The sequence below is a fragment of the Roseofilum sp. genome (genome assembly GCF_982964205.1).
In genome coordinates, this window is record NZ_CEZBFX010000015.1 from 20,995 (window position 1) to 44,009 (window position 23,015).

Genomic DNA, 23,015 nt, shown 5'->3' on the forward strand with positions numbered 1-23,015 from the left:
TGACCCATTACCCATAATTTTACGGGTTTATGGGACTGGGAGAGGGGGACGGTTGGACGGGTATAGCAGGAGAGTTTTGAAGGGTTGGCGATCGCCTCCAAGATGGTTCAAACAGATATAATATCGCTCCCCCTAAAACCAATAAAATTGTCATTAAACTGACAATCCCCACTAATAATCGAGAAATAGAAACCGTTTGGGGCAAAGAGTCTGGACTAGACTTCAAGTCCTTTTGGCCTTCTGGAGCGCCAACTGTGACCAATTGGGTTTTCATTGAGTTCTGGGCTGATTCTTTGGCGGGGCGATCGCCCGGAATAACGGGATTAAATAATCTAGTTAAGGGCTTCAAGGTCGCATTCTGGGGTTTGACTTGATAATGGATCAGGCCGATGGTGACATTATCATGGCCATTGAGGGTATTGGCTAATTCGACTAATTCAGCCGTGGCGGTGGCCAAATCTAATTTACCCTCCAAAATGGGTAACAGTTTACTTTGCCAATGATGTTCGACGCGATCGCCATCACTGAGTCCATCAGAGCAAAGCAACACAATGCCATCCTCATCTAGAATTAATCGCCCCACAGTAGGATGAAGGAGACTAGACTCACTCATTCCCAAGGCTTGCACCAGGGCACCAGCGGCCCGATGTTGGAGAGCGCCACGATATAAGGTATAGCCTAGGCGCACTTCACGAGAAGCTAAATCATCATCTAAAGTTACCTGATGACATCCATGCTGGGTGATCCAATAGATCCGGGAATCTCCCACATGGGCAATATAGAGTTCATGGGCTGGCTCCACAGGAGGGGGAACAACTGCCATGACGAGAGTTGTTCCCATGCGCTGTCGTTCGTGACGATGCTCTTGGTCATTGCGATCGCTAATCACTGTATTCGCATGACGAATCAGCCGATCCAGAAGATCGACGATCCGATCGACCCGCTCTAGGGGACTCTTGGCAGCAGAAAGCTTATCCCAATTCAAAGAGGCCAAAATACTTTCGATCGCCTGTTGAGAAGCCACTTCTCCTCCAGCATGACCACCAATACCATCACAGACAATCGCACAGAGAGGGTCAGACCCCTGAAATGACGAAATGCTTTGACCTGGGGAGGTTTGCAGGGGGTAACAAGCATCTTCATTATGGGAGCGACTGGGGCCCTTATCACTGGCGGTACATAGGCTAAAGTGGGTAGTCTGGGACTGACGACAATAGTGTAAGGCCCGATCGAGTTCGGAGATCGCCCGATCCATGGCGAAGATTTGTCCTTCAGTCAACCCTTGAGCTAAATGTTGTAAAAAGCGATTAATCAGAGGGTTAGCCTGTTTCGCTAACAGTAACCACATTTGCCCTAACTGGGATAACTCAACTGAAGATGAGGGATCGGCCCGCAATTCTCGAATCCGTACCACTGGTCCTTCAACTCTCAAGAAGTGATGATCGAGTAGGGAATTTGCCACGCCCAACACTTTTAACGGTTGCCACAGATGGGCAATTTGCCATAACCAATGCAGTTGACGCATGGGAGAAGCTTTGGCCCATTGGTCTTTGAGTGTTGGCATCAGGGGGGGGTTCAAAGGGGCTTGGTCTAAAAGGGATGGGTTAATCGGCGCTCCTTCGAGCAATAGCACGGGGGGTAAAGTGGATTTTAGGGTTAAGAGTTCGTAGGGTTGGGGGAGATGGAGTCGATAGGGAAATAGTTTGAGATAGGTTTGTAGGGATGTCGAGATTTCTGAGGGGATATGGGGGGGAACCCCCGGTTTCAGATCGAGGAAAATGTGATTACCTTTGTAGAGATAGCGATCGCCCATTCGTTGCCCCACTTCTAGAAAGTCCAAGGCATTGCCCAAAGGTCGCAGATCGGGAGAAGTTGCCCACAGATACCGCTTGACTAACCGAGTGCCGCAATTGTGGCAATCTTGAAGATCTTCTGAATTGGCTCTCTGACAACTGGGATTGGGACAGTTAAGGAATGCGGTTTCGGTTGGCATAGGAAATCCTCGCGCCTGTAGATGGAAAGGCAGTGTATTGCTCCACAACTGGAGTTCAGAGCATAGCAGACGGCTGCTCGGCTAGAGTGATAGATATAAACACTACCTGATAAGCAAGCCGAAATAGATATAATTCTAGTTTAGTGAACGCACCCTTCGTGATTCATGTTTAGGGAAATAGCTGACAAGAACCGTGGGTTTGACTTATATTCTGCCCATACGATCTTGCAGGCTTTTCCCAAATTATATGACTATTTCTGCGACTCAAAGGGCCAATGATCCGGCTGATCCTACGGAATATCTGTTCTGGAACTGGCGCGGATTTCCCATCCGCTATCAGAAAATGGGTCAAATGGGGCCAACAGTGTTACTGATTCATGGATTTGGGGGATCGGTGGATCATTGGCGGAAAAATCTCCCAGTTCTCGGTCAAGGTTGTCGCTGTTATGCCCTGGATTTAATTGGCTTTGGGGGTTCGGCCAAACCGACTCCAGGGGTGGAGGTTGAGTATAGATTTAAAACCTGGAGCGAGCAAATTATCCAGTTTTGTCAAGAGGTAATTGGTGAGCCAACAGTATTAGTAGGTAATTCGATCGGTTGTATTGCTGTGATGCAAGCGGCAGTTGATGCTCCAGATTGGGTAAACTCTGTCGTTTTACTCAATTGTTCTTTAAGGTTACTCCACGATCGCCGCCGAGAGAGTTTACCGTTTTATAAGCGCTATGGTGCGCCCTGGGTACAACGGTTTTTGGGGATTCGAGCGATCGGTCATTGGTTCTTTGCCCAAATTGCTAAACCCAAGGTTGTACGACAGATTTTACAAGAAGCTTATGGGCGATCGGAAGCGGTTACCCCTGAATTGGTCGATTTACTCATGGCTCCAGCCCTCGATCCGGGTGCAGCAGATGTCTTTATCGCCTTTACCCGCTATTCCCAAGGCCCCTTACCGGAAGATTTGTTAGAAAGTCTCCCTTCTCCAGCACTCATGCTGTGGGGAACTGAAGACCCCTGGGAACCTATTGAGCAGGGACGCAAATTAGCTGAATTTGCAGCCGTTAAACACTTTATTCCCCTGGAAGGAGTCGGTCATTGTCCCCAAGATGAAGCTCCAGAATTGGTCAATCCCCTCATCCTTGATTGGGTATTAGAGAAGGGTGACCCGTTAAACTAAAGAGTGAATAACTCAGAAAAATGTCAAAACATAGCAATAGCACAGGAATATACAGCGCAAAGCGCTGTAATGGTATACCCTGAAGAAAAAGAGGCTATGGAGGAGCTAATGAAAGCATACAGCCTAGATTTACGAGAGAAAATAGTCAAAGCGCATCTAGTAGAAAAGTATTCAATTAGACAAGTATCCGCCAGATTTTCAGTGAGTAAAAATTGAGTTCACAAATTAGTGCAGAAGGCGGTAAAGCCTACTCTAAATGAATTCGAGGCTTTTTTGGATTGATGACAATAGGCAATTAATCCACAAATAATGTTGACAAAGCAGTTCACTTGACTACGGGCAGCTACCAAAATAACTATTGAGATAAGCACATAAAAGGACTAAGTATGAAGGAACCCATTCGATGAAATGTTGCGATCGCATAACCCTGCCTCAACCTTAGAGGGTTTCTTACCCAAAAAATGACTGAATTTTTTTGCCATTTGAAATGCTCAAAGCAAAGCTCTGCCTTACATTCAAGCCTGTTGTCACTCCTTGAGGCATTGACACAACCATCGCGAGTAGAGTCTTCATTGCAAGAGTTGTTGGCTGTTACTGGTTTGGTGGTAGTTTTAAACCGGAGATATCGCTGGTTACCTTGCTTGCTGATAGAGACACCCTTAGGGGTTGACTTCTGGCAAGCTTTGAGGGATCACCTCACCAGTTCATAGTCAACCAACTGAGATGGGTCAATCTGGTTCGAGTGAAAATATTCGTTCACTAGATTCCATACCTGTTTTATGTGTGTTTTAAACATCTGCCTATTTTCTTTTCAAGGTTCTACAAGGCAGATTTGGCAAGAGCTGTAGTCATTCGGATAGCGTCAGCTCACTTTGGGGTCTACGGTTCGAATCCCTGGTCACCGATACTGGGTCAACTATCCAAAATTGAGGGGGTCAATATCTAAGCTGAAACTGACTCTCTTGGAATGGAGCGATCGCAATTCAGCTAAAGACGGTAGATTTATTTCTTCTGTTGGAGGAAATTTGAGCAAAATCTGCCAACGATAGGCATCAGAGACCCGCATCACCCGCGCGGGGGCAGGCCCCAAGACCTGATAACCTCCTGCTCTTGATTCTAAAACGTCCGCCACCCGATCCGCAGCAGTTTGCACCTCCATGAGATCCAAGCCACTGAAGCGAAACAGTACTAAGGAAGAATAGGGCGGATAATGGTAAGCTTCTCGCTCCTGTAATTCCTGTTGCATAAAAGTTGCATAAGCATTTTGTTGCACAGCTTGAATGGCACGATGGTCTGGCGAGTAAGTCTGAATAATCACCTGGCCGGGGTCATCCCCACGACCGGCCCGACCGGCAACTTGGGTTAAAATTTGTACGGCTTCCTCTCCAGCGCGATAGTCTCCCTGATGCAATAAGCCATCAGCAGCCACCACTCCCACCAGGGTCACCCCTGGAATATCCAATCCTTTGGTTAACATCTGGGTTCCCACCAATAAATCGGCTTCTCCTTGCACAAATCGAGTCAGTAGGGTGCGATGGGCGTTTTTGGTGCGGGTAGTATCGCTGTCAAACCGAATCACCCGCAGCTCTGGAAAGAGCTTGGCTAACTCATGGGTCACCCGTTGGGTTCCGGTGCCAAAGTGTTTCAGGTAGGGCGATTGACATTCGGGACAGTGGGAGGGTTGAACCTGGGAAAAGTTGCAATAATGACAACGCAACCGTTCTGTAGCTCCCTCGTGGGTGTAGTGGTAGGAGAGGGAAACGTCACAATGGGGACATTCGAGAACATGTCCACAACTGCGACAGGAGACAAACGTACTATGGCCGCGACGCGGAATAAAGAGAATGCCTTGTTGCTGGAGATCGCCTAAACGCCTTAACTGATCTTGTAAGCTACGGCTAAAAATAGATCGATTTCCCTGTTTCAGTTCTCGACGTAGATCCACAATGGAAATAGGAGGAAGCGGCCGGTTTCCCACCCGTTCTGGTAAACTGAGCCGCGTGCAGGATTTGCCCGGCCCGCTGCTAAACCAGGTTTCCATCGATGGGGTAGCGCTACCCAAAATCAGGGGGCAATTTTCCAGTTGGGCCCGCCATTGAGCCACCTGACGAGTGTGGTAGGTAGGAGCAGGTTGGCTTTGTTTGAAACTGGTATCGTGTTCCTCATCCAAGATAATTAAGCCCAGACTGGGCAAAGGGGCAAAAACGGCGGATCGGGTTCCAATGACGATTTGAGGGGTTCCCTGGAGCATCTGCCGCCAGGTATCGTAACGTTCGCCATCGGATAGGGCACTGTGGTAAACGCGGATTTTTTCTCCAAACCGGGCCCGAAAGCGATCCGTCAGTTGGGGGGTGAGGCCAATTTCTGGGACTAGTACCAGGATAGATTGTCCTTGCTCTAGAATGGGGGCGATCGCCTGAAGATAGACTTCCGTTTTCCCCGATCCGGTAATCCCATGGAGCAGAAAGGGATGATAATCCGATAATGCTCCGCATCGCTGGCGCGAACGTCCCTGAATGGCTGCTAAGGCTTGAGCTTGCGCGGGAGTCAGCGGTTTAGGTGTATCGCGATCGGGCATGGGGCCCGTATCGTAGCGTAACTGTTCCTGTTGTGAGATCGTCACCCACTGCTTTTTCTCTAAAGTTTTGATCGCGCCTGAAGAAGTTTGGCCTTGTTGCACCAGTTCAGTGACCAACATTTCCCCTCCCTGACGAGCGAGAACGTTTAAAATTTCCTGTTGTTGAGAAGTTAATTCTTCCGGTTCCGGTAAAGTCGATTTGACTAGAGTTACCACCTGTTGGCGCTTCGGGCGAGGTGGTTGGGGTGGTTCCAGGTAGCTTTCCACCCATCCCCGTTTTAACAAATCTTTCAGTGCGCGATCAGCCTGGTATACCTGTTTTTTCAGCTTGGGCCAAGAAGAATCCCCTGTTTTTCTACTAGAGAGGACATTCAGCAGTTCTTTGGCTGAGAAATCCAGAAATACTTGTGCCTCTTTGGGAATGGACTCCGTTAAGCGGATGCGACGTTGGGATTTGGCCAATAACCCTGGAGGTAGGGCCATACGAATTACTCGGATTAAGGGCGTATGGTAATAATGGGCCACTTGGTTGAGGAGTTGCCAATAACTGGGGGGAAAAAATCCCGAACTAATAACCTCATGAACCGACTTGATCTTTTCTGGGGGTAAATTGGCTGGAGGTGCAGACAGCAAACGAATGGCGATCGCCCCCACCTGCTGAGAACGACAAGGTACGATCAAAATATCCCCTAGCTGCACCCTCAAGTTGGAGCCAATCGCATAGGTATAGAGCTTTGGCTCCTCTTCCTCTAATTCTTGCCGATCCACATCTAGCAAAACCTCCACCCAGCACTGCCGAGAGGAAGAGGAAGTCTGGATATAAAACGGATTCTTCGAGGCAGCCACTCGGCAACTCGTAATGGGTGGTTGCAGGCGATCGAGTTTACTGATCATAACGTTTTAGATGGCGAACTACTTTCATTCTGGGGTATCCCATGCCTATTGCTAGTCGTGCCTCTTGCCTCCCCCTTGGCTTGAGACTGGTCTAATTCTATCAAAAAGATTATGATTTCTCCTCTTCACGTTCAGAGTGTATCGTACTCCACAGAAACTTGAGAAAAAAACACACAACAATAACTTTTGTATCGTTTACTCACCGATGGATTGCCAACCTTAAATTATGCTACTACACTAGGGACAACCTTATGCTGTTCAGCTCAAATTCCCTTGGCTTTAGCTGAAAAGTTATCACCTACATCGCCACTCCTCACACTACAGATCCTGAATTCTTTAAAGTGCAACTCATTTTGTCATTTCCTATGTTGAACAGACCAGAAAATAACGGATTGATCGATCGGGAATACGATAATCCCCAGGCGAACACAGAGGCAAAAGGCTCTGTGTTAAACGCCCTTAGCTTATCCCCATCAGACCCTGAACAGTCTGCCAACTCATTATCGACAGGAAATTGGGTAGATTCAATTGCTTTTATTAATGAAGATACCGTTGGACTATTCCTGAAAGAAATGGCACGTTATCCCCTCCTGAGTGCAGAAGAAGAAGTTATCTTATCTCGACAAGTTCAAGAGGGAATAGAACTGCAAAAAATGCAAGAAAAACTTCTAGCAAAGACGGGAAAAACTCCAACGATTACGGATCTAGCTCGGACGAGTGACTTACCGGCATCTGAAATTAAAACCAAGCTCAAATATAGCCAAATTGCCAAGCAAAAAATAGTGCGATCTAATCTGAGATTAGTTGTGTCAATTGCCAAACGATATGTGAATCGAGGAGTCCCCTTTCTAGACCTCATTCAAGAAGGAGCATTGGGATTAAATCGAGCTGCCGAAAAGTTTGATCCCGAAAAAGGCTATAAGTTTTCAACCTATGCCTACTGGTGGATTCGCCAAGGGATCACCCGGACGTTGGCAAACCATGGACGCACGGTAAGATTGCCTATTCATGTGGTGGAAAAGCTGAATAAAATGCGAGTGATGCAACAGCAATTGCGTCAAGAACTCGAACGTAGCCCCAGCGAAGGTGAATTAGCCGAAGCATTGGAAATTTCGATTCCTCAATTGCGATATTTACATCAGGTACGCAGGCGATCGCTCTCTCTAAATCATCGATTTGGAGAAGATCAAGATACGGAATTACTCGATTTACTTGAAGATCAAGGAACCCAGTCCCCAGAAACCCTCCTGAGCGAAACCATGATGCGTCAGGAAATCCTATCGGTTCTCAGCGATGTCCTCACCGAACGGGAAAAAGATATTATTTCCTTAAGGTATGGGTTAAGTACGGGAAAACCCTATACTCTAGAAGAGGTCAGCCATTTGTTTAATCTCTCCCGCGAACGAGTACGGCAAATTCAAACTAAAGCGATGCGGAAACTGCGTCGTCCTCAAGTCGCTCAACGGTTAAAGGCTTGGCTGCGCTAAACCAAAATCCGCCTTCTATGCAACTATGAATCCAGGCGATCGCCCGAAGCCCCAGATCCGACTCGCAACCCGCGATGATGTACCCGTTCTGTTCGATTTGATTAGTGCTTTAGCTGAATACGAACAATCATCCAATCAAGTCATTGGGTGCGCCACCGATCTGGAAAAACACCTGTTCGATCGCTGCTATGCAGAAGCCTTAATTGCCCAGTGGGACGGAAAAACGGCGGGATTTGCTCTATTTTTCCCAAGTTATTCTACCTTTCGCACCCAACCTGGACTCCACCTCGAAAACCTGTTCGTGTTGCTTCAATTTCGCCGTAAAGGGATTGGTCGTGCCCTGTTACAATCTTTAGGTGAAATTGCCCTAGAGCGTGGTTATGAGCATCTGGAGTGGGCAGCTCTGGACTTAAATCAATCGGCGATCGCCTTTTACGAATCCATAGGCGCTCAAACCCTGAGCAACTGTCGCCTTTATCGGATAGCTGGTTCAGCGTTTACGGATTGAGCTGATAAAATCCACAGAACTCTCTAGAGATGAAGTATAAGTATCAGAAAAGAAGTATGATTTCCTTAAGGTATAGCTCAACTGATGAAAAATCCTATACCCTAAAACCTGAACATTGGCATTGAATGCAACCATGAACCTCGATCAAGGCGATCGCCTGAAACTCCAGATCCGACTCGCAACCCGCGACGATGTACCCATTCTATTCGAGCTAATTGGCGCTTTAGCCAAATATGAAAAATTATCCCATCAAGTCATCGGGTGCGCCACCGATCTGGAAAAACACTTGTTCGATCAACACTATGTAGAAGCCTTAATGGCCCAATGGGAAGGAAAATCGGTGGGGTTTGCTCTCTTTTTCCATAACTATTCTACCTTTCTCACCCAACCCGGTCTCTATCTCGAAGATATTTTTGTCCGACCTGAATATCGCCGTAAAGGGATTGGATCGGCTCTGTTGAGAACTTTGGCCAAAATTGCCCTAGATCGCGGTTGTGGGCGCTTTGATTGGGCAGTATTGGACTGGAATGAACCAGCGATCGCTTTCTACGAACGTATGGGCGCTCAAGTCCTTCCTGACTGGCGAATTTGCCGCGTCACCGGTTCAGCCCTTACCAATTTAGCTGGTTAACATCCAAAATCTATAGCAAACTAAGGGAAACTTGGAACATTCCCTATTCCCTGTTCCTTCAAACAACAATTAGGAGTATTGCCCTATGACTATTTGGGTCAACGAACAAATCGATCCTTCTGGCATGATCTATGCTTGCATTGCTTGTTGCGATCAAAAACAAGCACAAGAGTGTCATGACTCCTTCAACAACAACCTCACAGAAGACCAAAAACAAGCCGGATGGAGCGCTCGAATGCATACCGTTTCCTCGTGGGAAGAAGTGCCTGCAAGTGCGCTGAAGTTGAATTAAAATTTGTCGGGATGGCGGAAGAGGCAATAGGCACCTAGGGCATGTCATCAATTCAAGAGACTGACATTAAAGGTATAGCATGTTCAGGAAGAATAACATCAAAGAGGATCGCGATGGTTTTCCTAACAGAAACTCAAAAATCTAGTCAGAAAGGTAAATGTCTCTCTATAGGGGATAGAGCAATCGCGATCTCAGAAAGTGACAGAAGAGGGATAGGTTATGGTTTGAGGTAATAGGCAACAGGCAAGAGGCAATAGGGACTCTAGCTATAGAACAGGTCCTACTCTGCCTTTCTCTGCTATTCCTCTTCTGTCACTCTTGGAAATTTTGACGAATTTCCAAGAGTGACAGCCCGCGATCGCCAACGAAAGAATCAGGGTTTCACTCCCTTTTTTATAGGCTATTGTTAATCAACAATTGATACACTCGTCCCACCCTATCCCCTGCCACCACCGTACAGCCATCCGGTGCAATAGCACAGCGCAAGATAGCCGCCTCCGCCACAAACGTCCCTAACACCTCCCCGGTTGCCAAGTCCCACACCTTCAAAGTTTTATCTACAGAACCAGAAACCACTCGCCGTCCATCCGAGGTCACCGCTACCGCTCGTACCCAGTCCTGATGAACTGTAACTGTCAGCCTCTCCTCCCCGGTTACCAAGTCCCACACCTTCAAAGTCGTACGATCTAAGACCGAAACTGCACATTGCCCATCCGGGGTTACCGCTACCGCTTGTATCCAGTGACTATGACCGGTCAAGGTACGCAATTCTTCCCCAGTTGCCAAGTCCCACACCTTCAGGGTGCTATCCATGGAAGCAGAAACAGCTCGGCGACCATCTGGAGTGATGGCTACAGCAGGTATCGAGTGATGATGACCGGTCAGGGTATGCAGTTCCTCCCCCATCTCCAAGTTCCACACCTTTAGCGTCTTATCCATAGAACTAGAAACAGCTCGCTTTCCATCTGAGGTCACCGCTATAGCTTGTACCGAGTCCTGATGACCGGTCAGGGTATATCGCTCTTGTTCCCTCTTCAAGTCCCATATCTTGAGGGCGTTATCTATCGTAGCAAACACGGCTATCTGCCTATCTTGGGTCACCGCTAAGGCTCGCACCCAGTCCTGATAACCTCCATCATCCGTCAAGGTATGCAGTTCCTCCCCCGTCTCCAAGTTCCACACCTTCAACGTATTATCCATAGCAGCGGACACAGCTTGTTGACCATCTAGAGTCACGGCTACAGCTTGTATCGAGTCCCGATGACCCCTGAGCGTCAGTTTCTCCTCGCCCGTTGCTAAATCCCACACCTGTAACGTGTTATTATCGGCGGCTGAAACCGCCTGTTTCCCGTCTGGGGTCACGGCTAAGGCTTGCACCCAGTCCTGATGATCCGTCAGAGTAAGCTCTTCTTCCCCCGTCTTCAAGTCCCACACTTTCAGCGTCTTATCCATTGAACTCGATACCACTCGCCGCCCATCTGGAGTCACGGCTACAGCATTGACCCAGTGATCGTGACCCTTAAGCGTAAGCCTCTGTTCTCCCGTCTTCAAGTCCCACACTTTCAGCATCTTATCCATCGAACCCGACACCGCCCGCTGTCCATCCGGGGTTACGGCTACCGCTTGTACCGAGCCAGAATGGCCCGTAAGTGTCAGCAGTTTATTTCCCGTCTTCAAGTCCCACACCTTTAGCGTATTATCCGATGAACCCGATACCGCTCGTTGTCCATCTGGAGTCACGGCTACCGCTTTGACCATGGAATCATGACCCATCAGAGTAAGCAGTGCCTCCCCTGTCTCTAAGTCCCATACCTTCAGAGTCTTATCCGATGAACCCGACACGGCTCTCTGCCCATCTCGCGTTACCGCTACAGCCTGTATCAAGGAACGATGACCCGTAAGCGTCAGGGTCTCCTCCTTCGTCTCCAAGTCCCAGACCTTCAGGGTCTTATCTGATGAACCCGACACCGCCAGTTGCCCATCTCGCGTCACGGCAACTGTATTCACCCAGGACTGATGACCCCTGAGCGTACACAGTAGGGCCCCGTCGCTGGAGTCCAGGCAGGGGGCGAGGGGACGAAACCAGGTATGGGTCTGTCGGTCTTTGGCTTGCTGTAAAAGCTGCTCTACTTTTCCTCTACCCCGATGGTGGGGTAAGTAGCGCCCTAGGATGGGTATCTTTTGCCAAAAGTATTGATACTCATGCTTTTTCATCTGCTTCAGGTTGAGCAACCGTCCCCACAACTGACTGGCGAACTGTTGCTTATCCTGAGTTAGCACCTGGGCGCTCAGGCGTAACGCTTTCTGCAAACGACGGAGAAATCGATCTTTGTCTTGAACTCGATCAAAGTCGAGCAAGAGCGCCTGAATATCTGTTGCTTCTAGCTTTGGCCACAACCAATCAAAATCTCCTAACAACTGGGCGAAGGCTTCTTCTTCCTCTGCTTTCTGGAAGTGATAGGCTGCGTGCTGATACAAATAGGTTTCCCCTTCCACCTGTGCCCCTTTCCAGGGAAACCGCCCTTTGGCATAACTGGCTAAAAACTCCCGATGTACTTTGGCTTTATCTTGAAGCTTTTCCTGGAGATAGTTCTGTTGCATGTCATGGAGCCACACCCATCTGTGGGGGGACTCTCCTTCTGCAAATACGAGTGCCCTTTTTTCCAACTGGGTTAACTGCTGCTGTAGTTGAGATTCTTCTTTGTGTCCTTTGCGTCCCCACAACTTCACCAGCGCTGCTTCGGATATTTTCGTATGTGGTGGGAATATGCCTAACTCTAGATAAGCGTCTTGTTTTTCCTGCTCCAAGTTCTGGAGACTTACCGCTATACATTTCTGTATGGTGGCAGTGGTGTCGGCAGGATCGAAACCTTCTTCGTCTTGATCTTGCAGTGCCCTCAACACAGACTTCCAAAGGGTTCCATCTCCCACTTGCCCTCCAGCTAAGGCTAGGGCTAAAGGTAACTGTCTGCATTCTTGCACGATCGCACTCGCTTCTTCGGGCAACTGTTCCTTGTCCACGTTTGCCCACTTCGCCAACAACTGCAAGGACGGGTCATCATCCCACTTCTCTACGAGATAACCTTTGGCTCCTAACCCATCCACTAAATGACTCTCCCTGGTGGTGAGCAATATCTGGCAGTTTTTTCCCAATAGCTTGTGCCACCGCTCTACTTCAGGCTGCTGCTTAACCTCATCGAGGATCAACAAACAGGACTTATCCTGTAATAGCTTTGACAGATGAGCTTTCCACTGAACTTCTGTTTCTTGATAAATCTTAGACCCTTCTAAGGCTTGTGCCAATTGTTGATAGAGTTCGATGGGTTTCGTTGCTATCCCCACGGGCAAGCACACCACTCCATCTACAAACTTGCGCCGCACTTCCTCATCTTGCGCGATCGCTATTGCCAAAACGGTTTTACCCATGCCTCCCTTCCCCTGCACAACTAGGATGCGGCTGCTCCACAAGAGCTGCTTCAACTCTTGCATCTCCTGGGGACGGGGTAAAAAGTGGGGAGGCAGTTTTTGGAAAGTATTTACTAACTGCTCAGTGAACTGGATGATACCTGTACTTTTCATCCCTTCTCAACTTAATCTATAACTCTAGTTACAGGGTAACTAGGAAATTGGCTAGTGTATCATTCTACAGCATTTCCGAAGGCACTCTACATCAGGAAATTCCAGAAACTCCTAGTCCTGTGGGCGATCGCGATGGCTTCCATTGATGACCCAAAGCGCTCTATTGCTATGATGGCTCCAGTGCAGATCGGACGGTAAGGGTAGGAGCATGGTTGAAAAACTGATGGGTACGGAGCTATCCACCAAAGAGCTAACCTTTCAACCGGGTTATGGGGTGGCTCAGTTTGAGGTGAAGGTTCTTAACGAGGGCGATCGCTTTGCCAGTTTTCAGCTAGAGATCCTAGCCGCTGGAGTCGATCCCAACTCTGAGCGCAGTTGGTACACCCTATCGCCGGAAGTTAGCACGAAGAAACCGCCTGGAGACCTTACCCGGTTTATCGTGGAAATTTACAGAACCCCAATTTCAGGGTTCGTGGGCTTGGTGAATCTTACCATCCGCATTTTTTCCCTGGAACTGGGAACTGAAGAACGACATATCCTACGCTTGCGGGTGGAAAAGGGTATCGGTGAACTGGAACTCAAGGCTGAATTGCCTAACTCTACGCTCAAAGGCTATCCCAACAGCGATTTAGAAATACCGGTCCGGCTCTATAATCCCGGTCATAAAGAGATTACCGCCCTAATGGCGGTCTCTAGCTCCTATTCCTGGTTAAATCCCTCTCCTACACCCGTAAGCTTGCCCCCAGGACAATGGAGCGATCGCAGTTTAATCTGTCCTGTGCCTGATGTTGAAGAGGCGATCGCTGGAATCAACTATTTAGCTAACCTTAAAATTACCCATCCAGATGGCCCTCCCACCCAACTGCAAGCTGTCATTGAAATTTTTCTTCAAGGTGAAATTCGCTTTGAAATTCCTCAACTCGAGCAAACCCTTCCTCAAAAACGCCGTTGGTTACCCTCCTGGACATCTAATCCTGTAATGTATCCCTTACAACTTCTCAATCAGAGTAATCAACGCTATCAAACTACTATTGATTTACCCCTAGAAGAAAAACCCAACGCCCGAAACCAACTGCAACTTGAATTATCGCCCCTAGAACACACCCTGAACCCAACAGAAACCCAAACCTTTGACTTAAGGGTAGAAACAAAACGGCCGTGGTTGGGATGGGTTCAGGAGCGCCCGATTCCCATTGAAGCTAGGGCTGTGCCGGTAGGAGCCGTTTCACGAATCTTGCCCTCTTCCCCTCAAGATCTTGGCGAACCTGCCCTAACACCTAAGGTTCCGACACCCAACCGTGTCCCTTTAACCGATCGCCAACAAACCCTGATTCTCAGAGTCTTTCCCATTATTCCTCGATGGTTACAGGGACTATTGATGGTCGGCTTGGCTTGGGTGTTCTGGTGGTTTACTTATGGACAGTATTATTATATTCATCACAAAGGCTCGGTCATGACCGTACAACTGAATGGATTAGGCGATCGCCTATTAAGTGGTGGCATCGATCAACAGGTCAGAGACTGGGTCATTGAAGGCCAGAAATTAGAATTTATCGACGTTCGCGCCCAGGCAGATAAAGCCGTTCGCACCGTCAAATATCGCCCGGTTGATAACAATCAAATGGTAATGGGTTTAGAAAATGGGGAAATTCAACTGTGGGATTTATTATCCTATGAAGACGTTCCCGTGCGATCGCTGGTTTATCAAAAAGACGACCGAGTCATGGATCTCGAATTTACCCCCGACTCCCGCTATTTGTTCAGCGGTCATGGCAGTGGATTAGTTGCTAAATGGTATGTTGGCCCAGACTTTGAGGAGATACAAAACGTTAACGAACCCGAATTAACGAAAACCTTTGAATTTGCCGTTTCCGATCTGGCGTTTGTTGGCCAAGGTGCAAAAACCCTAGCTGTTGCTGGTCGGTATAATCAACTCATCCTCTGGAACACTGAAACGAACTCAACCCAAACTCTAGATATTTCCGATCCAGACACGGCAACCGGTCAAGATAACTACATCACCAGTCTTGCGACTGCTGAAAAGCGTCCCTTTCTCTTAGCCGTTGCTGATAATCAAGGCAGTATTAGTATTTGGAATTTACGCCCTTGTCTAGAACCGGGTTTAGGAGCAGGAATCAATCCGACTTGTGAACGGCTCGATCGCTGGGACAATAGTCATAATGGTGAAGCCGTGCGCTCTATCGCCTTCAGCGCCGATGGAGGATACCTCGTCAGTGTTGGAGATGATGGGTCACTGATATTATGGCCCCTAAGAGATACGGGAGAGCGCTTAACCAAATATCTTAAAGGAAAAGCGATCGCCAACCACTCTAACTCCCTCAATACCGTAGACTTATCCCTAATCCCCTCTCGAAAAGACCCAACCGGTTCTCTAGTGCAAATCGTCACTGGAGGCGATGATGGCAAAGTTAGACTATACCTGATGAACTCGATTAGGAATTAACAGTTGGGGGGATGGGGGCACGCTTCCTGAGCAGAGTCGAAGGGAGCGCAGATCGGGGGACACGGAGACGCGGGGACACGGAGACACGGAGATGACCAATTACCAATTACCCATGACCAATGACCAGCGCTCTGATGGAAATCAATCCCTGAGCGTGATTACCAACCCATCAGGCGATAGTGTCATTTCGGCTGGGGAAACCTTTGAATTGCGCGTCACCATTGGTAATCAAGGATTCCAAGGGGCGATTATCGATCTGTTTATTGATGATTCTTCCGGAGCACTCAAATCCTGGTGTCTGAACCCCTATGAACGGTTTGCCCTCAGCTCGGGAAGCAGCAGCGAGGTGGTGTTTTCCTTCCCCATCCCTGTAGAAGCGATTCCCGGTCACTATACTTACTTACTGGTGATTGATGCACCCAAGCATTATCCCGAAGAAACCCCCATCCGTCACCAAGCAACGCTACAAGTTCTTCCTCCCATTCAAGAGGCAGTTCAGTCCAACGATCCTACATTTGCCCTCACTCCGGTTACCACCCCCGAAAAACCTGCCCCTCTACAACTGGGTCAATCCCTGATAGTGACGGTTTTGGTGCATAATCGCTCTAACCGGGTCGATCGCTTTCGCCTCACTTGTACCGATTTACCAGAACTCTGGTGGGAAGTCCATTATCCAGAAGGGATTAATGAGTTGGGTTTGGTGATTATTCCTGATAATCTGGCCCTCAACCCAGGAGCGAAAGGAGAGGTTACCCTAGAGTTTCGCTTTCCTGTGAATACGAAAGCTGGCCGTTATTTACCGACTCTGCGATTAACCGGGGAAAATAACCCAGATTTGATTTTATTGGATGTGGTCTATATCGAGGTTTTGCCTCGGTATGATCTGCGAATGGATTTGCGGACGTTAGTTGGTAAAGTCCGTCGGGAAGCAGCCCTATTTCAATTACGTCTACAGAATGAGGGGAATACTCTACGACAATTACGACTTACGGTACGAGAAGACCAAGAACGCCCAATTTGTGTGTATCAGTTAAATCCCGATCGCCTGAAATTGGATCGGGGAGAGCAATGGCAAGTTGATTTAGATGCAAAACCCGGCCCCTGGTGGCGTAGACCCTTATTCGGTGAGGGAAGAACCCTCAATTTTTATGTGGAACTGACGGATGATTATCAACTGCCCTTACCCACCGATCGGATTGAGGGGACTTTCCTGTGGCAAGCTCGCCCTTGGTGGCAATTGTTGTTAGGGATTTTAGCGGGGTTGGGGTTATTGGGGTTATTGATTTTTGCCCTGTGGTGGCTGTTTTTCAAACCGCCTGCTCCCCCCAGGATTGAAGCATTTAACTCGGTTTCCCCGTCCTATTCGGCTGCTAATGATGATTTTATTTACCTAAATTGGGAAATTCGCCATCCTCGACAAATTCGAGGTTTGCAGATTTTAGGCCGATCGCCCAACGGTAATGTTACCAGTATTCCCGTTTCCTACGATCTGAGCCGGGGATTACCGGAAAGTTTGCAAGAATTCTGTACGCGCTCTTGGCGCAGGTTAGTCTGTGGAAATATTCGCACGGATGCCCGCGAACCAGGGGATTATATTTTTGAGTTAAAGGTGACTCCTAAGCGATCGCGAGTTTCCCCGATTATTGCTAAAACGAACCGGATCGCGATCTCTCCCATTCCTCTACCCGAAATCCTCGAATTTAAAGCAACATTAGCCCAACAAGATCCTGTAAGGGCGGGTTCACCCACCTTATCGTCTTCCAATCCAACTCTCCGCGAACCGGCCCCTACAACTGGAAATCTTACCAAAATCATCGAACTCAGTTGGCAAATCAGTAATCCTAGTGCGATCGCCCAATTGGGTTGGATCGCTCGTAACCCGGATGGAGTCGTCAATAGCGAGGAACAGCGCACCGATCTGCAATCTGGACTACCGGATGATTGGCGCAAATATTGTAGTTTCGACAATCAGATCTTGGTTTGTGCGGGTGTTCCCGTCACTGTAGACGAGTTTGGCAATTATATCTTTGAACTGACTGTTATACCCGATCCGCGCATTGAAGGAGAACCCCAAAGTGCGATCGCCGATGTGATTGAAATCAAAGCACCGGAACCGCCGAAAATTATCGAATTTCAGCCCACTCAGCCCCGGTATGAAGTGGCAAAAGAGGAACAAATTCAGTTGAATTGGGCGATCTCCAATTCCGATCAAATCGAAGCCTTAGTTTTAAAGGGGCGATCGGCTGAAGGCTTTGTTGCCATGCCAGAAATGCGTTTTTCCTTCCATCAAGGACTCCCCGAACCCCTAAAATCCATTTGTGATGTCTTCGATCAGCTCAATCAACTCCGCTGTCGGAATGTCACGATCCCCCTCTCCCAAGGTGGAAATTATCAATTTCAATTAGGTGTAATTCCCAAACGCGGAACCGGAGAAATTACTCAAACCGAAACCACCGCCACTATTGCCCTAGTTCCCCCTCCGCCTCCTCTTCCTCCTCCTTCACCTCAAATCCTACAACTGCAACCTGGGCAACCTACCTACAGCGAAGAGCAAGGAGAAGAAATTTTACTCTCCTGGGAAATCGAAAACGCCGAGCAACTGCAAGAGGTGCAAATCATCGGTCGGGATACGAGCGGAATTGCCCGGGTTCCAGCCCGCCGTTATCGCTTTGATAGCGGCATCCCTGATGTCCTACAACCCTATTGCATCCTAGCTGGACGTTTGGTTTGTCAAAATGTCCCCACTTCTGCCCGTCAAGGGGGAGAATATATCTTTGAAGTCAGTATCTTCAGTAAACAAAATCCATCAGAGGTCAACGACAGACAACAAACAGAAGTGATTCAAATCTTACCGCGTACTTATCCCCTAGCCATTACCAACTTTACTGTGAATGGAGAAACTGCACCCCTGCGAGTCGTGGTTACTTTGCAACCGGAAACCAGACCCGATCCACTTAATTTAACTTGGACCGTAATGGGTGGCCCCGATACCCGTGTCGAATTACTTCCATCCCCTGGTACTGTAGCCTTAAGCGGCACTCTTGCCTATCCCATTAGTCCTCAACCGGGACAAGAAACCCTCACCTTAACGGTCACTGGAGGAACTGGGAAACAATTGCAACGCACATTAGTGATTGAAACCGTACTTCCGCCCCCTTCTGAGACTTCTCCATCTCCTCCTGGCGATCGCCCCCTACCCGCAGAACCGGATGGTTTATCTCCTGCTGATTTACCCCCACAGTTTGATTAAGACGAGGGAATAAGAAATCGGGAATAAACCAGAAAAAATCAGTTTTACCCTTTACTAGAACCGTCCACAAAAAAGGCTATAATCCAAAAATCTAGAGCTATAGTGTAGGACTCATATGGAATGGATCAGGGCTAGATTTACTGCGTTTGAAAGCTTTTGGATAGTCGGTAAATTATATTGGTGGGAATCTCCAGAACGATGGGAAGGATATAGCTTAGTTATATTCATGCTGATTTTTCTCAGTCTAGATTCCTTTATGGCAGTGAATCAACTGAAACAGCAAGGAAATTTAATGACATCCTTAGTTAATTTGGATGTTCCAAGATTTTGGAAATCTGTATTTTATTATATGATTTTCTCTGTTTCATTGGCAGTAATTATGGCTATTTGGAGATATTTAGAAGACAAAATTCGTTGGCATTCTAGAAAATCCTTAACGCATATCTATCTGCAAAAGTATTTTGCAGATATGAACTTTTATCGACTCAATGTTTTCAACGCAGAAATTGATAATCCGGATCAACGCATTGCTGAAGATATCAAGGATTTTTGTCATCGGTCTGTCACTGTGTTTAGACAGTTCACCCGATCGTTTCTTAATTTGTTTGGATTTATTCTCTTGCTTTGGAATGTTTCCAAGTTGTTGGTTATTGTCATCAGCATCTATTCTGTTGGCGGCTTATTGATTACCGTTTTTGGATTTGGCAGTATTTTAATCCCCATCAAAAAAGAATTCCTAAAAAGAGAGGCTGATTTTCGATTTAGTCTGGTCAGAGTTAAGGAAAATTGTGAATCAATTGCATTTTATAATGGGTTTGAACGAGAATACGAACAGTTAAAAGGAATTTTTAATAAGGCTCTAGATGTTTACAATCAAGTTATCAATTGGGAAAGGAATTTAGACATCTTTCAAAATTTATATGATTATCTTACCTGGGTTTTACCTGCCTTGTTTATTGGCCCGAGAATTTTAAGAGGAGAACCCGGTATAGAAGTCGGTGACTTACAAAAAGCATTAGGAGCTTTTAGAAGAGTATTTAATTCCTTGAATGTTATCATCAGAAGGTTTGAGTATCTGACTGATTTCATGGCAGGAATTGAACGTTTAGAAAGTTTTGCCAAAGCGCTAGAAGAGAAAAGGGAACAAGTCCTCGACCAAACTCCGAGAATTACGATGATTGAGGAATCGCAACTGAGCTTCAAACAGATTACTTTGCAAACTCCTAATTATCAAAGAACTTTAGTGAAAGACTTATCTTTGCAAGTCCCTAGCAGCCAAGGACTCTTAATTGTCGGTGTAAGCGGTTGTGGCAAGAGTTCTATTTTACGAGCAATTGCGGGTTTGTGGGATTCTGGAACCGGTATAATTTACCGCCCACCCTTAGAAGAAATTCTATTTTTACCCCAACGTCCTTATCTGATTTTAGGTTCTCTTCGCGAGCAACTCTTATATCCGCGCACCGATCTGAATATTCCCGATCGCCAAATTTATCAAGTACTCAACCAGGTTAACCTACCTAACCTGGCTGAAAAATTGGATAATTTAGATCGGATTGAAGACTGGCATTCCATTTTGTCTATGGGAGAACAACAGCGCCTAGCTTTTGCCCGTTTGTTACTGACTCAACCCCGGTATGCTATGTTGGATGAAGCCACGAGCGCTCTAGATATCCACAATGAGCAAATTCTCTACAAACATTTAGAAGCTCTATCGACCACTTATATCAGTGTGGGACACCGCCCCACTTTGTTACATTATCATCACCAAGTTTTGGAAGTCATGAATGATGAGACTTGGCGACTCCGTTCAGTACAGGATTACCAGTTCAAAGATTAGGGGACAATGCTTTGCGCTAGGCAATAGGGAGTAAGATCGGAGGATGGGATTGCTCCTGGCTATAATGAAAGATCTCGAACAAGCTATCCATGCCGCTTTCCAATAGTTGTAAACACTATAGTACCCAGCGCTATAATAGCCCGGAGAGTCGTTAAGCTACACCGAGAGCCTTGAGCATTGACCCTGATAGGCTTGCCCACTCCATAACTCGTAATCAATTTTTAATTGTTAATTGTTAATTTTTAATTTTTAATTGAAAGAGCCGATTAATGTTTTTAGGGTAAATAAACCTATGGGTCGTGCCAAAAAAGTTGTCTTAGCCTATTCTGGAGGTGTAGATACCTCCGTTTGTATTCCCTACCTGATGAATGAATGGGGAGTGGAAGAAGTGATTACGTTGGCGGCGGATCTCGGTCAGGGGGATGAGTTGGAACCCATCCGCAAGAAAGCGCTTGATTCTGGAGCCAGTGTATCCTTGGTGGCTGATGTGACGGAAACCTTTGTGAAAGAGTATGGGTTTCCCGCTATTCAAGCCAATGCGTTGTATGAAAATCGCTATCCTTTATCGACGGCTTTAGCCCGGCCGTTGATTGCCAAACTGTTGGTGGAAGCAGCTCAGGAATATGGGGCAGATGCGATTGCCCACGGATGTACTGGTAAAGGGAATGACCAAGTGCGCTTTGACGTTGCGATTGGCGCACTCAACCCCAGTCTGAAAATCCTGGCTCCTGCACGGGAATGGGGCTTTTCCCGCGAACAAACCATTGAATACGGGGAAAAATACGGCATTCCTGCGCCCGTGACAAAGAAATCTCCCTATAGTATTGATCGTAACTTATTAGGAATGGCGATCGAAGCTGGCGTTCTGGAAGACCCCTATGCAGAGCCTCCAGAAGAAGTTTATCAGATGACCAAAGCGATCGCCGATACGCCCAATGAACCGGAATATATTGAGATTGGGTTTGAAAAAGGTCTACCCGTTTCCCTTAATGGTCAGGCGATCGATCCAGTGGCTTTAGTTACCCAATTCAATCAAATAACCGGAAACCATGGTATCGGTCGCATTGATATGATTGAAAACCGTCTCGTGGGGATTAAATCCAGGGAAATTTATGAAACCCCAGCTCTCTTAGTCCTCATCCAAGCACACCGGGATTTAGAAAGCTTAACCCTCACTGCTGATGTGACCCAATATAAGCGGGGAATTGAGCAAACCTACAGTCAATTAGTGTATAACGGACTCTGGTTCTCTCCTCTGAAGGGAGCGTTAGATGGCTTTATCGCCAATACTCAAGAGCGAGTCACTGGTACAGTACGAGTCAAACTGTTCAAAGGTTCAGCCACGGTCGTCGGCCGCAAATCTGACAAGAGCCTCTATAGTCTAGACTGGGCTACGTACGGTGAAGAAGACGTATTTGACCATAAAGCGGCTGAAGGCTTCATCTATATTTGGGGACTCCCCACTCGGTTGTGGTCTCAGCAAACCTAGAGTGAGAAATGGGGGATAGGGGGACACTAAAGATGGTCTGTTCCCTATTCCCTATTTCCTATTCCTATTTTTTCGCTGTCCGAGCCATATCTAAAAAGCTTTTCATATTGGCTCCAGGACGACGGCGACTCATGCTTGTCCCTGTATTCATGTATTTGGTTGCAAACCCTCCTTCGACAACAGGTTGAGCCGGTTTTGCTGGAGCAACTGCTTTTGGTGCAGGAGTTGGTGCAGGAGGGGCTTCCTGTTTCACTGCTTTCTGTTTTGCCTTGATGGAAGTTTTGGTTTTCTTCGGCGCTGGTGCAGGAACTTCAGCAGCCGGGGCAGGTGCTTCAGTCGCCGGGGCAGGAGTAGCTACCGGTGGAGCCTCCGTTTTTGGAGTCTCATCAAACTGAACTTGAAAGTTATCTTTTTTGCCACCAAGTAAATTTTTTAGAAATGCCATAGTTAAAAATACTCCTAAGAGTTCTAAGGGTTGATCGAGTAGATAGGGATTGGGGCTATCTATAGAGCATAAACTTCATGAAGAATTTTAAGTTTTGTTGGCATCTAGGACAAGATTGATTGAATTTTATTTACAATTCTTTACAAAAATCCTGATATGGATAATCTTAAAGTTTTTACCAAAACAGTAAAATATTATTAACAAACTTTTTAATTGAAACTAAATTGCTACAACCGAATTTTCTTCCGGTGCGTAGGGAGCACATTGTTCACAGGTGATTTTCAATTCTTCTGGCTCTAATCGATCATTTTGTGTACCTAAAAAGTCTTTCATTATTTGGACTGGGTGATAAGATGCTCCCTCCCAAAATATAAAAGGTAGATTGAACGTTCAAGTG

General features: G+C 47.2%; 14 protein-coding genes and 1 pseudogene. 10 read left to right on the forward strand and 5 right to left on the reverse strand.

Annotation, left to right across the window (positions count from 1 at the left end; all coding sequences use genetic code 11):
- Positions 1-19: 19 nt before the first annotated feature.
- On the reverse strand, positions 20-1,993 hold the full coding sequence (locus tag AC3A14_RS06490) for a PP2C family protein-serine/threonine phosphatase (protein WP_318733346.1): 1,974 nt from the start codon (positions 1,991-1,993) through the stop codon (positions 20-22).
- A 247-nt stretch (positions 1,994-2,240) separates the two neighbouring features.
- Between AC3A14_RS06490 and AC3A14_RS06495 the strand changes: the two genes are divergently transcribed.
- Both AC3A14_RS06495 and AC3A14_RS06500 read left to right on the forward strand, forming a co-directional pair.
- Positions 2,241-3,164 (forward strand): alpha/beta fold hydrolase, encoded by a 924-nt coding sequence (locus AC3A14_RS06495; protein ID WP_487778943.1) that lies wholly within the window; start codon positions 2,241-2,243, stop codon positions 3,162-3,164.
- Positions 3,165-3,167: 3 nt separating this feature from the next.
- Positions 3,168-3,380: a hypothetical protein gene (locus tag AC3A14_RS06500; protein WP_318701139.1), complete on the forward strand. Its 213-nt coding sequence runs from the start codon at positions 3,168-3,170 to the stop codon at positions 3,378-3,380.
- Between the two features lie 700 nt (positions 3,381-4,080).
- Here the strand turns inward: AC3A14_RS06500 and priA are convergent.
- Complete coding sequence (gene priA, locus AC3A14_RS06505) at positions 4,081-6,636, reverse strand: primosomal protein N' (RefSeq protein WP_318732274.1); 2,556 nt, start codon at positions 6,634-6,636, stop codon at positions 4,081-4,083.
- Between the two features lie 365 nt (positions 6,637-7,001).
- Here priA and AC3A14_RS06510 point away from each other — a divergent pair, with 365 nt between their 5' ends.
- The 4 genes from AC3A14_RS06510 (at position 7,002) to AC3A14_RS06525 (ending at position 9,554) form a co-directional block, all read left to right on the forward strand.
- Positions 7,002-8,123 carry an RNA polymerase sigma factor, RpoD/SigA family gene (locus AC3A14_RS06510; RefSeq protein WP_318732273.1) on the forward strand — a complete coding sequence of 374 codons (1,122 nt, stop codon included), beginning with the start codon at positions 7,002-7,004 and terminating at the stop codon, positions 8,121-8,123.
- 25 nt (positions 8,124-8,148) lie between these two features.
- Complete coding sequence (locus AC3A14_RS06515) at positions 8,149-8,631, forward strand: GNAT family N-acetyltransferase (RefSeq protein ID WP_318732272.1); 483 nt, start codon at positions 8,149-8,151, stop codon at positions 8,629-8,631.
- 133 nt (positions 8,632-8,764) lie between these two features.
- Positions 8,765-9,262 (forward strand): GNAT family N-acetyltransferase, encoded by a 498-nt coding sequence (locus tag AC3A14_RS06520; protein WP_318732271.1) that lies wholly within the window; start codon positions 8,765-8,767, stop codon positions 9,260-9,262.
- 85 nt (positions 9,263-9,347) lie between these two features.
- Entirely contained in the window at positions 9,348-9,554 is a 207-nt protein-coding gene (locus tag AC3A14_RS06525; RefSeq protein WP_271938173.1) for a glycogen debranching protein, read from the forward strand.
- 393 nt (positions 9,555-9,947) lie between these two features.
- Here the strand turns inward: AC3A14_RS06525 and AC3A14_RS06530 are convergent, their stop codons facing one another.
- Positions 9,948-13,133, reverse strand: coding sequence for a beta-propeller domain-containing protein (locus AC3A14_RS06530; RefSeq protein ID WP_318732270.1), 3,186 nt, complete (start codon positions 13,131-13,133; stop codon positions 9,948-9,950).
- Positions 13,134-13,341: 208 nt separating this feature from the next.
- On the opposite strand from AC3A14_RS06530, the gene AC3A14_RS06535 reads away from it, so the two are divergent.
- The 4 genes from AC3A14_RS06535 to AC3A14_RS06550 all read left to right on the forward strand — a co-directional run bounded on the left by AC3A14_RS06535 (position 13,342) and on the right by AC3A14_RS06550 (position 22,173).
- Positions 13,342-15,597: a hypothetical protein gene (locus AC3A14_RS06535; protein WP_318732268.1), complete on the forward strand. Its 2,256-nt coding sequence runs from the start codon at positions 13,342-13,344 to the stop codon at positions 15,595-15,597.
- A gap of 91 nt (positions 15,598-15,688) precedes the next feature.
- A complete protein-coding gene (locus tag AC3A14_RS06540; protein ID WP_318732266.1) occupies positions 15,689-18,847 on the forward strand; it encodes a COG1470 family protein in 3,159 nt (1,052 codons plus the stop codon).
- A gap of 115 nt (positions 18,848-18,962) precedes the next feature.
- Positions 18,963-20,684, forward strand: a complete 1,722-nt coding sequence (locus tag AC3A14_RS06545) for an ABC transporter ATP-binding protein/permease (protein WP_318732265.1) — start codon at positions 18,963-18,965, stop codon at positions 20,682-20,684.
- A 292-nt stretch (positions 20,685-20,976) separates the two neighbouring features.
- A complete protein-coding gene (locus tag AC3A14_RS06550) occupies positions 20,977-22,173 on the forward strand; it encodes an argininosuccinate synthase (RefSeq protein ID WP_318732264.1) in 1,197 nt (398 codons plus the stop codon).
- Between the two features lie 64 nt (positions 22,174-22,237).
- On the opposite strand, the gene AC3A14_RS06555 is transcribed toward AC3A14_RS06550, so the two are convergent.
- Positions 22,238-22,618 (reverse strand): hypothetical protein, encoded by a 381-nt coding sequence (locus tag AC3A14_RS06555; protein WP_318732263.1) that lies wholly within the window; start codon positions 22,616-22,618, stop codon positions 22,238-22,240.
- Positions 22,619-22,774: 156 nt separating this feature from the next.
- Positions 22,775-22,990, reverse strand: a pseudogene (locus tag AC3A14_RS06560) (IS630 family transposase); the annotation flags it as partial.
- Positions 22,991-23,015: the final 25 nt, after the last annotated feature.